We start from the raw sequence: 13,966 nt of genomic DNA, 5'->3' as shown, positions 1-13,966 counted from the left end.
GGGCCATCAGCGCGCAATCCCGTTGAAACCAACGGAATCATCGCACCGCTCGCACGCTGGGGAAAGTCCGACAGGCTGCTAGACTCTGACGCAATCATAACCATAAGGCGATAACCATGGCGAGAGCGACTGCCGAGAGGAGATTGATAGTCAGTCCAGTCGCAATCGGCCGTGATGCACCCGAAGCCTCTGCCAACCCTAAAAACGCATTCAACGTGCAGGCACTTCCGATCGCAGCTTTGCCCCTCTGTTCGCCCCACAACTCCCCATCCCCTTTTCTCCACACTGCGCCTCCCCCACCCTTGCCACCCCGCCAAAATCTGAGACTCTGTCTGCGGCAACCCTGAACACCCCCTCATCGCGAAGAAAAAATGGCATGGCCGGTGTCGCAGTTCACAAGACCGTTCCCGCGCGGGTGGCGTCTCCGATCGCCGCGGCGCTTGACGATCTTGCCATGTCGGAGGCCGAGGCGCGGGGGGCGATCTTCACCCGGCGCGAGGTGGTTGGGTTCATCCTCGATCTGACCGGCTATACCTGCGATAAGCCGCTGCACCGCATGCGTCTTCTTGAGCCGTCCTGTGGCGACGGCGATTTTCTGTTGCCGGCGATCGATCGGTTGCTGACCGCATGGAGCCGTGAGCCGATGCGGGGCGATCCGATGCGGGGTGATCCGGTGGCGGCGCTTGGGGGGAGCATCCGGGCGGTCGAACTGCATCGGGAAACCTTCCTTGCGGTGAAGGCCAAGGTCATCGGCCTGTTGATCGCGCGGGGGGTGGCGCCGGCGGCCGCGCGGCGCCTTGCCGATCTCTGGCTGGTTCAGGGGGATTTCCTGCTGACGCAGATCGACGGCGCGTTCGATGTCGTTGTCGGCAATCCGCCCTATGTCCGGCAGGAACTGATCCCGGATGTGTTGATCGCGGCCTATCGTGCCCGCTACGACACCGTGTTCGACCGCGCCGATCTTTATATCCCGTTCATCGAGCGGTCGCTGTCCATGCTTCTGAAAGGCGGCCAGCTTGGCTTCATCTGCGCCGATCGCTGGATGAAGAACCGCTATGGCGGCCCGCTCCGGCAGTTCGTCGCCAAGGGCTTTCATCTGAAAATCCATGTCGACATGGTCGGCACCGCCGCCTTCCAGACCGACGTCATCGCCTATCCCGCGATCACCATCATTGCGCGCGAAAAGGCCGGGATGACGCGCATCGCCCACCGGCCCGAGATCGATGCGGCAGCACTTGCCGGGCTTGCGGGCCGGCTGCTTGCGACGGACCCGGCGGATGCGTCGGGCGACCGCTGCGGCATCCGCGAAATCGGCGGCGTCGTCAGCGGGTCGGAACCCTGGATTCTGGACGCGTCCGATCAGCTTGCCCTGGTTCGCCGGCTGGAAGCGGCCTATCCGGCGCTGGAAGAGGCCGGATGCCGGGTCGGTATCGGCGTCGCGACCGGGGCCGACGCCGCGTTCATCGCCCCCTTCGAGACACTTGATGTCGAACCGGACCGCAAGCTGCCGCTGGTCATGACGCGCGACATCGCGGGCGGCACGGTCGCGTGGCGTGGCCATGGCGTCGTCAATCCGTTCAAAGACAGCGGCGGGCTGGTCGATCTGGCCCAGTATCCCCGGCTCAGGCGCTATCTAGAGGCCCGGAAAGATCAAATCGCCAACCGCCACATCGCCAGGAAGGCACCCGCCAACTGGTATCGAACCATCGACCGCATCTATCCGGCATTGGCCACGACACCGAAGCTTCTGATCCCCGATATCAAGGGGCACGCGCATATCGTTCACGAGAACGGCCAGTTCTACCCCCACCACAACCTCTATTACATAACCAGTGATGTCTGGGATCTGCGCGCGCTTCAGGCCGTGCTGATGTCCGGCATCGCGCGGCTGTTCGTCGCGATCTATACCACGCGCATGCATGGCGGCTTTCTGCGCTTTCAGGCCCAGTATCTGCGCCGCATCCGCGTGCCGCACTGGCACGATGTTCCGGGCGATATGCGGCGCGCACTGATCGCCGCCGCCGAGGCCGGGGATCAGGCTGCCTGCAACCGCGTGGTCTTCGCGCTCTATGACATGACGCCTGCGGAGCGGGCGGCACTGGGAGGCAATGGCGACTGACATGCTGGATCTGGCGGATTATGAACACAAAGCCCGCGAGTCAGTCATGGCGTTCTGGGGCAATCGCGAACAGGCGCGGCAGAAGCAGATCGAGGCCGGCGCGGTCGATCATGGTGAGCGCGCCGGCGTCACGGCTGGAAAGAACATGGACGGCTTCGCGGCCCTGGCGACCGACATCATCCGCGCCAACGGTCTCCAGAACGCGGCGATCCATCGGAAGCGGTCATTGCTGACCCTGCCGGGGTATTTCCGTCCGACGAAACTCTGGGATCTGCTGGTCATTCAGGATGGACGACTTATCGCTGCGCTGGAATTCAAGAGCCAGGTCGGACCGTCATTCAGGAACAATTTCAACAACCGTGCCGAAGAGGCCATCGGCACGGCTCATGATTTCTGGACCAGCTATCGGGAAGGCGGCTTCGGCCCGAACCCGCGCCCCTTCCTCGGCTGGCTGATGCTGGTCGAGGATGCGCCGGCATCCCGCGCGCCGATCCGTGACACCTCTCCGCACTTCCCGGTTTTCCCGGAATTCCGGGGCGCGTCCTGCATCAGGCGTTACGACATCCTTTGCCAGCGTCTCGTGCGGGAGCAGCTTTATACGACGGCATCGGTCATCACGTCGCCCCGCTCGGCGGCAACTACAGGCGACGTCGCCGACATATCCGAGATGACCAACCTTCGAACCTTCGTGGCCTCGCTCGCAGGGCATGTGGCGGCGGAAGCGGCACGGAGCGGGTGAGGCACGCTGCCACCATTCCCACCCCACGCCTTGCACTCTCCCCCTCCGGCTCGATATCTTGGCCTCAACCGCAATCACCCGTACCCGCGCCGGAGACCCGCGCCCGATGGCCAATGCCGCGACGGAAGAGCTGATCGAGAATTTCTCCCTGTTCGATGACTGGGAGGAACGCTACGCCTATCTGATCGATCTGGGACGCAAGCTGGATCCGCTGCCCGACGAAGACCGCACGGCCGAGAGCAAGATCGAGGGCTGCATGAGCCAGGTCTGGCTGGTGAGCGCGGTCGAGCCCGGGGCGCCGCCGGTGGTGCGCTATCGCGCCGACAGCGACAGCCAGATCGTGCGCGGGTTGATCGCCGTGCTGATGACCGCCTATTCGGGCGAGCCCGCCGACCGGATCGTCGCCACCGACATCAACGACATCTTCACCCGCATCGGTCTGGACAAGCATCTGAGCCCCAATCGCCGCAACGGCTTCTATGCCATGGTGCAGCGGATTTCCGATGTCGCCGCCGATGCCTTGAAGCGGGCGTCGTGATCCTGCCTGCCCTGTCCGATCCCGTTGCCCTCTGATCCACGGAGCCTGACCCATGGCCCATGAACTGATCCGCCAGCCCGGCGCCACCGTCCCCTTGCGTCTGAACAGCCCGATCGACGAGGCGGCGCTGGCGCGGGCGCGGGTGGATCTGGCCGCCTGTCTGCGGATGGCGGCGCGGCTGGGGCTGGCCGAGGGGATCTGCAACCACTTCTCGGCCCTGGTGCCGGGGCGCGACGATCTGTTTCTGGTCAACCCCTATGGGCTGGCCTTCGCCGAGGTCACCGCGTCCAGCCTGCTGGTCTGCGATTTCGACGGCAATGTCATTCAGGGCGACGGCACGCCCGAGGCGTCGGCGTTCTATATCCACGCCCGGCTGCATCTGAACAAGCCCGGCGCCGCCGCCGCCTTCCACACCCACATGCCCAACGCCACCGCGCTGACCATGATCGAGGACGGGCCGCCGGCGCATGACCCCCTGGCCCGTGACCCCCTGGCATATGCCGGGCAGACCGCGCTGAAGTTCCTGGGCCGCACGGTGGTGGACCCGGTCTATAACGGTCTGGCGCTGGACGCCGCCGAAGGCGACCGCATCGCCGCCGCCATGGGCGATGCCGACATCCTGTTCATGCGCAGCCATGGCGTGATGGTCACCGGCCCCAGCATCGCCGAGGCCTGGGACGATCTGTATTACCTGGAACGCGCCGCCGAGGTGCAGATCCGGGCGCTGTCGACCGGCCGCCCGCTGCTGCCGGTGCCGGAGCCGGTGGCGCGGGCCACGGCGCGGCAGATGCGCGACGGCGACGCCGAAAGCGCCCGGCTGCATCTGGAGAGCGTGAAGCGCATCCTGGCGCGCAGCGAGCCCGATTTCGCGTCCTGATCCGCCAGCGTTCTGATCTACCGGCGTCCCGGGCTGTCGCGCGGTCCATAGGGTGCCCGCGCGGCTTGAACCCCGTCGCCGATCGCGGTCTGATGGCGGACAAGGTTATTGGTCCGTCGCAGCAGGAGATTCCCCCGCACATGTCCAGAGCAGAGGTCAGCATCGGTGAGGCCCGCTATGCGGTCTCGGTCCGCTCAGGCGATCACAGCCTGACCGCCGACGAGCCGGCGGCGCTGGGCGGCGGCAACACAGGGCCAGCACCCTATGATCTGCTGCTGGCAAGCCTTGGTGCCTGCACCGCCATCACCCTGAAGATGTATGCCGAGCGCAAGCAGTGGCCGCTGGCCGCCGCCCATGTCGCGCTGCATTTCCACCGCGTGGATGATGTGGCCCGTATCGACCGGGTGCTGACCCTTGAGGGCGCGCTGTCGGATGACCAGCGCGCACGCCTCGCCGACATCGCCGAGCGCACCCCGGTGACGCTGACGCTGAAAGCCGGCCTCGGCATCGCCACCAGGCTGGCCTGAGCACCAGACTGCCGATGGCGTCCCGCGCATGAGAGGTCTTGCGCGCAGAAGACCGCCACGGCCCCATACCGTTCGAGGAAACGTCCGATGGATGAGTTGATCAAGGCCACCGCCCGCGATCTGGTGGCGCGGCTGGCGCGTGGCGATGTGGCGCCGGGTGATCTGCTGGATGCGCTGGAGCGACGCATCGATGCGGTCGACGGCGCCGTGAACGCGGTGGTGACCCGCGCCTTCGATCAGGCCCGAGATGCCGCTCGCCACTGGATGCCGACCACCGACCGGCGCCGCCAGCCCGGCCGGCTGCACGGACTGCCGGTGGCGATCAAGGATCTGACCGCCACCGCCGGCATCCGCACCACCTATGGCTCGCCGGTGTTTGCCGATCATGTGCCGGAGGTGTCCGACACGGTGGTGGCGCGGTTGCAGAACCGGGGCGGCATCGTCTATGCCAAGACCAACACCCCGGAATTCGGTGCCGGCGCCCAGACCTTCAACGAGGTGTTCGGCACCACCCGCAACCCCTGGCACACCGATTACACGCCCGGCGGCTCGTCGGGCGGCTCGGCGGTGGCGCTGGCGACCGGCTGCGCCTGGATGGCCCAGGGCTCGGATCTGGGCGGGTCGTTGCGGATTCCGGCGGCCTTCACCGGCGTGGTCGGCTTGCGCCCGACGCCGGGGCGGGTGCCGCGCGGGCCGTCGGTCGCCGCCTTCTCGACCCTGGATGTCGACGGGCCGATGGCGCGCAATGTCGCCGATCTGGGCCTGATGCTCGATGCCATGGCCGGGCTGTATCCGGGCGACCCGCTATCGCGTGAGGCGGAGCCTGGCGCCTTCGAGGCGGCGGCGACCAGCCCGATGCGGCCGCGCCGCGTGGCGGTGTCGGTCGATCTGGGGATCGTGCCGGTTGCATCGTCGGTGCGTGACGCTTTTGCCCGCGCTGTGGACCGTCTGGCCGCCGAGGGTGTGGAGATCGTCCCCCTCGATACCGATTTCTCGGCGGCCGAAAGCAGTTTCAAGGCTCTGCGCGCCGGATTGATGGCCACCATCCATGAAGAGCTGCTGACGCGCCATCGCGCGCGGCTGAAGCCCGATCTGGTGTGGAACATCGAACACGGGCTGGGGCTGACCGCCGCCGTGCTGGGGCGTGGCGAACGCGACCGCGCCGCCATGACCCATGGCCTGCTGCGCACCCTGGCCGATGTCGATCTGGTGCTGACCCCAACCGTCCTGACCCCGCCTTTCCCGCATGTCATCCGCTCGCTGGACGAGATCGAGGGCCACCGCTTCGAGACCTATGTGTCGTGGCTGGCGCTGACCTTCGCCATCACGCTCACCGGCACGCCCGCCCTGTCGCTGCCGGCCGGTATGATGCCGGTCGGCCCCGCCGGCGGCGGCGCTCCTGTGGATCTGCCCTTCGGCCTGCAGGTGATCGGCCGGCCGGCGGATGAAGCCGGTCTGCTGGCCCGTGCCGCCTGGATGGAGAGCCTGTTCACGCCCCGGCATCTGGTGCCGATCGACCCCCGCTGACCACCCGACCCGGACGATGCACCCGTGGCGGTTGACTGCCCGGGGATGCACACCCGTTTGATGACCCGACAGCGAGCCGCATTCGGCCGTCTGCTGGCTGTACATGATCCCGCGCAAGTCGAATGCAAGGCGCCTGACTGCATCAGCATGCGGTCAGGCGCCTTTTTCAATGACAGCACAAGATATTGGTCGACCGGGATATGGGTATCGGCCGCATTCGATCATATGTGGAAAACTGTTGCATAATGCGAAACGTTTCCACCTCCATGCACTGTTGATGTCGTCTGACGCGTATAGGTCAGCATTAACTCCTTTTTCACGTTGAAAAATTATCTCTGAAGTTGTTCTAATGCACGCAGGGGATGTGAACGTCTCCTCAATGAAAAATGATCGCGGGCCAAACGCCGGCGCCGGATACCGGCGCCAGATGCCGGAACGGGGCGCCCGCGGCACATTACCCGGGAAACGGGTCGATAACGGCCGCAGGCGCCGACCCGCCATCCCGATGGCGGCTGTCTGGCGCGGAGCGGCGACCAGGGGGACGATGATGAAATCGGAGCTGCGAAAGGCCCGGTCGCGCGAACGTGTGGCGCGGATCCAGGCATTGACGGCGGACGATCCGGCCCTCGCCGGACGCCTGAACCGTATCCTGACCCATGCCCGCAACGTGCGGGTGACGGAATACCATCTGACCAATGCCTGCAACATCCGCTGCAAGGGCTGCTGGTTCTTTGAATACGGCCACGACACCGCCACCCGCGAGGTGAAGGATCTGGCGACGCTCGACAGTTTCCTGGTGAGCGAGACCAAGGCCCGTCGGGTGAACGCGGCGCTGGTCATCGGTGGCGAGCCGACCCTGTTTCCCGATCGGCTGCGGCTGTTCGTGAAGCATATCCGCTATGTCACCGTGTCGTCGAACGGCCTGCGGCGCCTGCCGTGGGAGGGGTTCGAGGATGTGACGGTGATGCTGACCCTGTTCGGCGGTGGCCAGTTGGACGACGAACTGCGCGCGATCAAGCCCAGCGGGCGCCAGTTCACCGGCCTGTTCGAGACGGTGCTCGACAATTACCGCGACGACCCGCGGGCCAATTTCGTCTATGCGCTGACCGAGGACGGCATCGGCCATATCGAGGACACCGTGCGTCGCATCCGCGACAACGGCAACCGGCTGTCGTTCAACTTCTACAGCAAATACGGCTCGGCCGATCCGACCGCGCAGGAGCACCAGGAAGCCCTGCTGGCCGAAGCGCTGCGGGTGAAGGCGCTGTATCCCGATACCGTGCTCAGTCATCCCTATTACATCGAGGCGATGATCACCGGCCGCACCCATTGGGGCGCCAGCTTCGGCTATGACGTCTGCCCGTCGATCAGCATCGATCATCCCGATCATGTCGAGCGGCTGGAGAACGGCAATCCGGTGCTGCCGTTCTTCAACACCTGGGCGGCCGATCTGAAGACGGTGAAGTTCTGCTGCACCTCGGGTCATTGCGATGGCTGCCGCGACAGTCAGGCGGTGAATTCCTGGCTGATGGTCAGCATGGACCAGTTCCTCGACAGCCGCGAGATGCTGGAAACCTGGATCGGCATCGCCGAGGGCTATTGGAACCAGTTCGTCTGGACCCCGTTCAACCCCAGCGCCGTCACCCATGCGGCATTGAAGGCCGAACGCAAGGGCGCCCAGAGCGACGAGAGGCATGGCGCCGACACCACCGCCTCCGGTCGTCCGGCGCTGGGCGGGGTGATGCCGCCACAGACCGTGCGGCCTTCGGTCCATGTGCCGGGTACCACACATTGATGCAGTCCATGACCGCCGACGTTCTGGCACGGCTCAATACCCTCGACATCCTCACCCATACCGGCATTCAGGTGACGGTGGCGGCGGATGGCGTGGCCACTGCCCGGGTGTCGACGATCATGCCGCATCACCTCGATAGCGGCGATGCCGCGCGGATCAACGACGTGGTGATCATGGGCGTGCTCGATTGTGCGCTGGTGGCGCCGGCCATCCTCGTCACCGGCGGCGAACGCTGCGCCACGGTGGAGAGCGCGATAAAGCTGCTCGACCGATTGCCGGCGGCCCCATTCCAGGCCGTCGGGCAGATAACGGGCCGTCAGGGTGACCTGTTCACCGTGTCGGTCCGCGTGGAAGACGACACCGGCCGCGTCGCCGCCACCGGCACCGGGATCGTCGCCAGACTCTGACCTCGGACCACAGACTTCCGACCATTGGCCGTCCTGACCGTTGCGGCGGGCGACCATCCCTGGCACCCCCCACACGCAGCTTCAGCCCGCACCATCGGGTTGGGCGTCGACATGTGGCCGCGTTATTAATCATAGGTATAACAGGAGAGCAATCATGCTCGAAAATGTTGCTATGGCCCCTGAGGCCGAGGCTCCCGTGGTCGTGAACGGCCCCGAAGAGTTCTACAAAATGCCCAAGGAATATCAGGATCTGGTGATCCACCAGCTCCGCGCACATACCGAGGGCGAGCTGACCGGCGCCGACGACTACACCCAGCTGCTCTACCCGATGGCGCCCGATGCCTATGAGCGCAAGATGTGCTGCGAGCGCGCGGCGGAAGAGATGGACCATTTCGTGCGGGGCGCGGAGGTGCTGCGCGATCTGGGCATCGATGTCACCTATATGATGGATCAGCACTTCCAGGAGCGGCAGCACTACCGCACCGACGCCGTGCGCAAGATCGACAGCTGGGTGCAGCGCGGTTTGTTCTCGATGATCGGCGAGGGTGCCGTGCTGGCCATGATCGAGGAAATGGCCCAGTCGTCCTATAAGCCGATCGCGAACATGTGCATCTCGATCGTGATGGACGAATACAACCACGTCGCACAGGGGCGCCGCATCGTGAAGCAGCTCTGCGCCACTCCGGAAGGCCGTGCCGAGGTGCAGGCCGAACTGGAAGGCGTGTGGTGGTCAACCATGCTCGACCTGTTCGGCCGTTCGGAAAGCGAGCGTTCGAAGGCCTATGTGAAGTGGGGCCTGCGCAAATACACCAATGAAGAGGCTCGCCAGCGTTACTGCGCCCATATCGTGCCGCAGCTGCGTGAACTGGGCCTGGACGTGCCAGACGACTGGACCCGCGGCCGCAAGTTCCTCTGACCGGCCAGGCCGCCTCCGGGTGCCGTGTGCGATCATGCTGCGGTCGCCCGGGGGACAGGAAGGCGGGGCACAGGAATGTGGGGCACAAGGCGGGGCACAGAAAGACCGCCGGTGGCAGTCAGCCACCGGCGGACGGGCCCGGATCGCGCACGCCCGGATCGCGCACGCCCGGATCGCGCACGCCCGGATCGCGCACACACTGGCGGTTCATCCGGTGATCTCGGGCTCGACAAGCCCGGCAAGTTTGCGCAGCGAGTCCTGCCAGCCGAGATAACAGGCCTCGACGGGGATCACATCGGGCACGTTCTCCTGAACCACCGTCATCTCGGTGCCGACCGAGACGGCGGTCAAGCGGACGGTCACGGTCATCTCGCCGGGCAGGTTCGGATCGTCGAAGACATCGCTGTAGACCAGCATCTCGCCGGGCACGAGTTTCAGATAGGTGCCGCCGAAGCCATGGCTTTGCCCGGTCGTGAAGTTCCGGAAGGACATTCTGTGCCGGCCGCCTTCCGTCGCCTCAAGTTCATGGACCGTACAGGTGAACCCATAGGGCGGAAGCCAGCTCGCAACCGCGTCAGGCTCAAGAAACGCCCGATATCTTTTCGGGGCTGGCGGTGAAGACGCGATGCAGCTTGATCGTATTGGGCATGATCGTTCCGTTCATTGATCTCTGGCGTCACTGCCATGGTTACCCGGCAACCGCAGCGTCCAGTGCCGCGATGTCGATCTTCTTCATCGTCATCATCGCCGCCATCGCGCGCTTCGCCTTCGCACGATCGGGGCTGGTCGTCAGCTCCATCAGCCGCCTCGGCGTGATCTGCCAGGAAAAGCCCCAGCGGTCCCTGCACCAGCCGCAGTCGTTCTCGTGGCCGCCATTGCCGACGATCGCGTTCCAATAGCGGTCTGTCTCGTCCTGATCGCCGGTCAGCACCATAAAGCTGACGGCTTCATTCGCCTTGACATGCGGGCCGCCATTCAGGCCCAGGAACGGCCGTCCCAGCACGGTGAATTCGACGGTCAGTTCATTGCCTTCCGTCCCGCCGGGATAGTCGGAGGCGGCCGCGTTCACCCGGTCGACATGGCTGTCGGGAAAGGTGGCCGCATAAAATCCGGCGGCCTTGGCCGCCTCGCCGTGGTCGAACCACAGGCAGGTTACGAGATCGGTCATCATGGCTCTCCTTGGATGTCAGGGGCTCCTTGCGGATGTCCGGGGGGTCTTTGTGCCATCCGCCCCTCATCGGGCCTCTCCAAAGCCCGGGTATTCCAACTGCATGGCAACCACGCGGGCGGTCGGCGCGCCATAACGCCCGGCGATCGCGTGGAGCGTCTGGTCCAGGGCGTCCGCCGGCCCGCGGTCGGGGAATGTCGAGATGCCGCGATCGGCCGTCCAGTCGGTCGCGTCCCGATCCGGCAGCACGCGGACGCCATTCGCCGTCACAACCGTAGCCGTCGATGTCGCGACTGTGAAGACACCGGACCGATAGGTCCGCGACCAGGCATCGGCGACCAGGGCCAGCGACGCCTCGTCGATGCCCGGCTCGATGCCGATGCCGTGGGTTTCCCGGTTCCAGAACGCCATGCTGTTGGCAAGGACGGTTGCCGCGAACCGGCGGGTCAGCCTGAACGCGTCGCTGGCGTGGCGCGCATTCCACGCCTCAAGGCCCAGATCGCGGGCCACTGTCTCGGCCTTCGTCCGCCCGGCGATCGCCTCGATCAGCGTCAGCATCATCGGCATCGATGCGGTGATGCCGGTGGTGGTCGCCACAGTCCCGTCCACGACCATCCGCCGGTCGGCGACATAGTTGACATACGGGCTGCGTTCCAGCATCGCGCCCACATAATACCAGTGGGTCGTGGCGCGGCGGCCGTCGAGAAGCCCGGCCGCGCCGACCACCTTGGCGCCGGCACAGATGCCGATGATCATCGCCCCTTTCCGGGACTGGTTCTGCAACCAGGCCAGCACCACCGGATCGTCGTCGCGGCTCATCGCGGGCACGATGACGTAATCGGCACCGCCGGGATGCGTGGCATCGAATGCCGCCAGGGTGGCGTCGGGCTCCACCGTCAACGCCGGATAAAGCCGCACAGGTCCGGGGCCGGTCGACAGCATCATCACCCGGGCAATGTCGGCGCGCCGCAGGATGCCGGTCGGCACCAGATAATCGGTGGTTTCGGTGGCGTCGTTGAGGCCGACGACCGCGACCACCGGACGGTCACGGGCCCCAGGCTTCAGCGATGCGAGCATGGCGTCCCGTTCGGCGGGCGGCACGGCGGGGGCTTCGGCCGCGGCGGGCGTTGACGGCAGGCTGAAAACCCAGCCGGCAAAACCGGCCAGAGCCAGCAGCACGACGGCGATCCCGCCCCGGATGATCATGGATGTCCGCATCGCTGCCTCTTCTGATCGACGGGTGGAACAGGGCGTCGGCCAACTGTTTGCAGGCTAGATCCGATAGCGTTTGGCGGATATGACAAAGAGGGCGTATTTTCTGCCAATGCATCTTGTCGTCCTGATCGTCTATCCGGGGTTCGAACTGCTCGACGCGTCAGGTCCGGCGTCGGTGTTCAACAGCGCCAATCGCGCCCTGTGCCAACAGGGGCGGGCACCGTTCTATGCCGTCGACCTGGTATCGGCCGGCGGCGGGCCGGTCGACAGCAGCAGCGGCATTACCGTCGACACCACGGCGATCTCCGACCTCGCGCCGGGGTGCGCCCAAACGGTTCTGATTGCCGGCGCGGAACGGGACCATCTTCTGCCGGCCATGGCCGATCCGGTGCTTGGGGGCGCCCTGCCGGGACTGGCCGCCGGCGCGCAACGCTTCGGGTCGGTGTGCAGCGGCGGCTTCATTCTGGCGGCGCTCGGGCTGCTCGACGGCCGGCGCGTCGCGACCCACTGGGACTCCTGCGAGCCGCTCGCCCGGCGCTTTCCTGGCGTCACCGTCGACCCGGATGCGCTCTATGTGGTCGACGGGCGGCTGTGGACATCGGCCGGTGTCACCACCGGCATCGATATGGCGCTGGCGATGATTGCCCGCGACCTCGATGCAGCCATCGCCGGTGCGGTCGCGAAGCGGCTGATCCTCTATGCCCGGCGCCCCGGATACCAGTCTCAGTTCAGCCCGATCCTGACGGCGCAGGTGCAGGCCGACAGCCCCTTTGCCGATCTGATTGGATGGATACAATCTAATCTCGATGCGCCGTTGGATGTCCCCTCGCTCGCCGGGCGCGCCGGCCTGACCGAGCGCACGTTTCACCGCAAATTCGTGGCCGCGACAGGAGAAACGCCGGCACGGTTCGTCGAGACGGCCCGGCTGAATGCCGCGCGCCTGCTGCTCTCGCGTGGCCTGTCGCTCAAGCTGGTGGCGGGCCAGGTCGGCCTGTTCCCGACCGCGCGGCTGTCGGAGGCCTTCGCCCGGCGGTTCGGCATCACGCCGGCGCTGTTCCGCGAGATGCATACGGACCTATGACGGCCGATCACAAAGGGTCGGGGAGCCGGGCGGCCTGCCGCCGGTGGGGGCCGTCTGCACGGGCCGCGTTCTGTGCATCTGCGAATGGTTTTCAGGTGCACTGCACAAAATATATGCGGAATGAGCATTCCCGAAGAGTGATTGCACAAAGCATGGACAGTTTCATCGCCTGCCGCGTGGGCAGGGCCGGAGCGGGCAGGGCCGGAACGGCTGAATGCCGCGATTCTGGCGGGTTGGCACGCCAGTTGCAAATACGAACCTGAGGCAGATAACGGGGTGGGGAGCACCTCAATCGTTTACTGATGATGCATAGCGCTTCGTCAGTATTCGATATGTTGTCTGCTCGTCTAAGAGGATTGGACGAAACAAGTACTAAGATCCTTCGAAAAAAGATTTGACCACCACAAGTTACGATGGTCTAATCAATGACGAAGAGACGGCTTCACGAGACTGAATGTTCTTCCGAAAGGAAGAACTAGCCGGGTTGAGGGCACGGACGGAGTGCTTGAAGCGGGGGTGAGTGCTTTCCGCTCGACCCTCAACCCGGATCGCCTCGTGAAGCAGGCGTGCTTCTTCATCCATCTTCTGCTTAGGCTCTTCGGTTACCTCTCCACACTGTCGACTTTACGGCCGGTCGGATCCTCGGATCCCGCCGGCCGTTTCTTTTGGTGGCGACCATGCGTCAGGGTCGGCGGCTGGTGTGGCGCCGGCTAGAGCAAATTGCCCAGCATAGGAATCAGGGATTCCCCTCAACGGGCAATCGTGATGAAAGATGAAGACTGGAGAAGGAAGCCAATCGGATCTGGCGCCGGAGCATCTTCTCGCCCTTGATGAATGCGGCACATCGACCAGAATGGCCCGGATGTATAGGTCGGGCATCGCGGAGCCAGGGATGCCGCGTGCCGGTCCGGCATGGCCTTTGGAAGACGACGATCCTCGTTGGCGGCTTCCGGCTGTTCGGCATTATCGCCCCCATGGAGCCTGTTGCAGAATGGGCTCCAACCCTGTCGATGTCCGCTTGCCCCCGCGCTGCGGGGCTGATTCCCTCGGGTGAGGT

General features: G+C 65.3%; 12 protein-coding genes and 1 pseudogene. 10 read left to right on the top strand and 3 right to left on the bottom strand.

Features of this window, described 5'->3' with window-relative positions; genetic code table 11:
- Positions 1–454 precede the first annotated feature (454 nt).
- The 9 genes from IEW15_RS23410 (at position 455) to IEW15_RS23370 (ending at position 9,445) form a co-directional block, all read left to right on the top strand.
- Complete coding sequence (locus tag IEW15_RS23410) at positions 455–2,119, top strand: Eco57I restriction-modification methylase domain-containing protein (RefSeq protein WP_322111526.1); 1,665 nt, start codon at positions 455–457, stop codon at positions 2,117–2,119.
- On the top strand, positions 2,109–2,858 hold the full coding sequence (locus IEW15_RS23405; protein WP_229708591.1) for a PaeR7I family type II restriction endonuclease: 750 nt from the start codon (positions 2,109–2,111) through the stop codon (positions 2,856–2,858). Before IEW15_RS23410 ends, IEW15_RS23405 begins: the two co-directional genes overlap by 11 nt.
- Before the next feature lie 106 nt (positions 2,859–2,964).
- Positions 2,965–3,396 carry a SufE family protein gene (locus IEW15_RS23400; protein ID WP_188582594.1) on the top strand — a complete coding sequence of 144 codons (432 nt, stop codon included), beginning with the start codon at positions 2,965–2,967 and terminating at the stop codon, positions 3,394–3,396.
- A gap of 52 nt (positions 3,397–3,448) precedes the next feature.
- Positions 3,449–4,273, top strand: a complete 825-nt coding sequence (locus tag IEW15_RS23395) for an aldolase (RefSeq protein WP_188582592.1) — start codon at positions 3,449–3,451, stop codon at positions 4,271–4,273.
- Positions 4,274–4,413: 140 nt separating this feature from the next.
- Complete coding sequence (locus IEW15_RS23390) at positions 4,414–4,800, top strand: OsmC family protein (protein ID WP_188582590.1); 387 nt, start codon at positions 4,414–4,416, stop codon at positions 4,798–4,800.
- 87 nt (positions 4,801–4,887) lie between these two features.
- Entirely contained in the window at positions 4,888–6,327 is a 1,440-nt protein-coding gene (locus tag IEW15_RS23385) for an amidase (protein WP_188582588.1), read from the top strand.
- Between the two features lie 547 nt (positions 6,328–6,874).
- Complete coding sequence (locus tag IEW15_RS23380) at positions 6,875–8,122, top strand: radical SAM protein (protein WP_322111525.1); 1,248 nt, start codon at positions 6,875–6,877, stop codon at positions 8,120–8,122.
- Positions 8,123–8,130: 8 nt separating this feature from the next.
- Entirely contained in the window at positions 8,131–8,529 is a 399-nt protein-coding gene (locus IEW15_RS23375; RefSeq protein WP_188582586.1) for a hypothetical protein, read from the top strand.
- A gap of 154 nt (positions 8,530–8,683) precedes the next feature.
- The gene (locus IEW15_RS23370) at positions 8,684–9,445 is read left to right on the top strand and encodes a Phenylacetic acid catabolic protein (RefSeq protein ID WP_188582584.1); all 762 of its coding nucleotides are present in this window, start codon (positions 8,684–8,686) and stop codon (positions 9,443–9,445) included.
- A 207-nt stretch (positions 9,446–9,652) separates the two neighbouring features.
- On the opposite strand, the pseudogene IEW15_RS23365 reads toward IEW15_RS23370, so the two are convergent.
- From IEW15_RS23365 to IEW15_RS23355, 3 genes and pseudogenes are all read right to left on the bottom strand, one after another.
- Positions 9,653–10,094: pseudogene (locus tag IEW15_RS23365) on the bottom strand (SRPBCC family protein).
- A 39-nt stretch (positions 10,095–10,133) separates the two neighbouring features.
- A complete protein-coding gene (locus IEW15_RS23360) occupies positions 10,134–10,613 on the bottom strand; it encodes a VOC family protein (protein WP_188582582.1) in 480 nt (159 codons plus the stop codon).
- 66 nt (positions 10,614–10,679) lie between these two features.
- A complete protein-coding gene (locus IEW15_RS23355; protein WP_188582580.1) occupies positions 10,680–11,831 on the bottom strand; it encodes a DJ-1/PfpI family protein in 1,152 nt (383 codons plus the stop codon).
- Positions 11,832–11,937: 106 nt separating this feature from the next.
- Here IEW15_RS23355 and IEW15_RS23350 point away from each other — a divergent pair, with 106 nt between their 5' ends.
- Positions 11,938–12,909 (top strand): GlxA family transcriptional regulator, encoded by a 972-nt coding sequence (locus IEW15_RS23350; protein WP_188582578.1) that lies wholly within the window; start codon positions 11,938–11,940, stop codon positions 12,907–12,909.
- Positions 12,910–13,966 lie beyond the last annotated feature (1,057 nt).

It is taken from the genome of Tistrella bauzanensis (genome assembly GCF_014636235.1).
In the GTDB taxonomy this organism is placed as follows: domain Bacteria; phylum Pseudomonadota; class Alphaproteobacteria; order Tistrellales; family Tistrellaceae; genus Tistrella; species Tistrella bauzanensis.
The sequence above is the reverse complement of the archived record's forward strand: the minus strand, read 5'-3'. Positions and strand labels throughout refer to the sequence as shown.

Excerpts from the sequence above, each read along its gene's own strand:
- IEW15_RS23410 (WP_322111526.1), top strand. The coding sequence starts at position 455 with ATGTCGGAGGCCGAGGCGCGGGGGGCGATCTTCACCCGGCGCGAGGTG.
- IEW15_RS23405 (WP_229708591.1), top strand. The coding sequence starts at position 2,109 with ATGGCGACTGACATGCTGGATCTGGCGGATTATGAACACAAAGCCCGC.
- IEW15_RS23400 (WP_188582594.1), top strand. The coding sequence starts at position 2,965 with ATGGCCAATGCCGCGACGGAAGAGCTGATCGAGAATTTCTCCCTGTTC.
- IEW15_RS23395 (WP_188582592.1), top strand. The coding sequence starts at position 3,449 with ATGGCCCATGAACTGATCCGCCAGCCCGGCGCCACCGTCCCCTTGCGT.
- IEW15_RS23390 (WP_188582590.1), top strand. The coding sequence starts at position 4,414 with ATGTCCAGAGCAGAGGTCAGCATCGGTGAGGCCCGCTATGCGGTCTCG.
- IEW15_RS23385 (WP_188582588.1), top strand. The coding sequence starts at position 4,888 with ATGGATGAGTTGATCAAGGCCACCGCCCGCGATCTGGTGGCGCGGCTG.
- IEW15_RS23380 (WP_322111525.1), top strand. The coding sequence starts at position 6,875 with ATGAAATCGGAGCTGCGAAAGGCCCGGTCGCGCGAACGTGTGGCGCGG.
- IEW15_RS23375 (WP_188582586.1), top strand. The coding sequence starts at position 8,131 with ATGACCGCCGACGTTCTGGCACGGCTCAATACCCTCGACATCCTCACC.
- IEW15_RS23370 (WP_188582584.1), top strand. The coding sequence starts at position 8,684 with ATGCTCGAAAATGTTGCTATGGCCCCTGAGGCCGAGGCTCCCGTGGTC.
- IEW15_RS23360 (WP_188582582.1), bottom strand. The coding sequence starts at position 10,613 with ATGACCGATCTCGTAACCTGCCTGTGGTTCGACCACGGCGAGGCGGCC.
- IEW15_RS23355 (WP_188582580.1), bottom strand. The coding sequence starts at position 11,831 with ATGCGGACATCCATGATCATCCGGGGCGGGATCGCCGTCGTGCTGCTG.
- IEW15_RS23350 (WP_188582578.1), top strand. The coding sequence starts at position 11,938 with ATGCATCTTGTCGTCCTGATCGTCTATCCGGGGTTCGAACTGCTCGAC.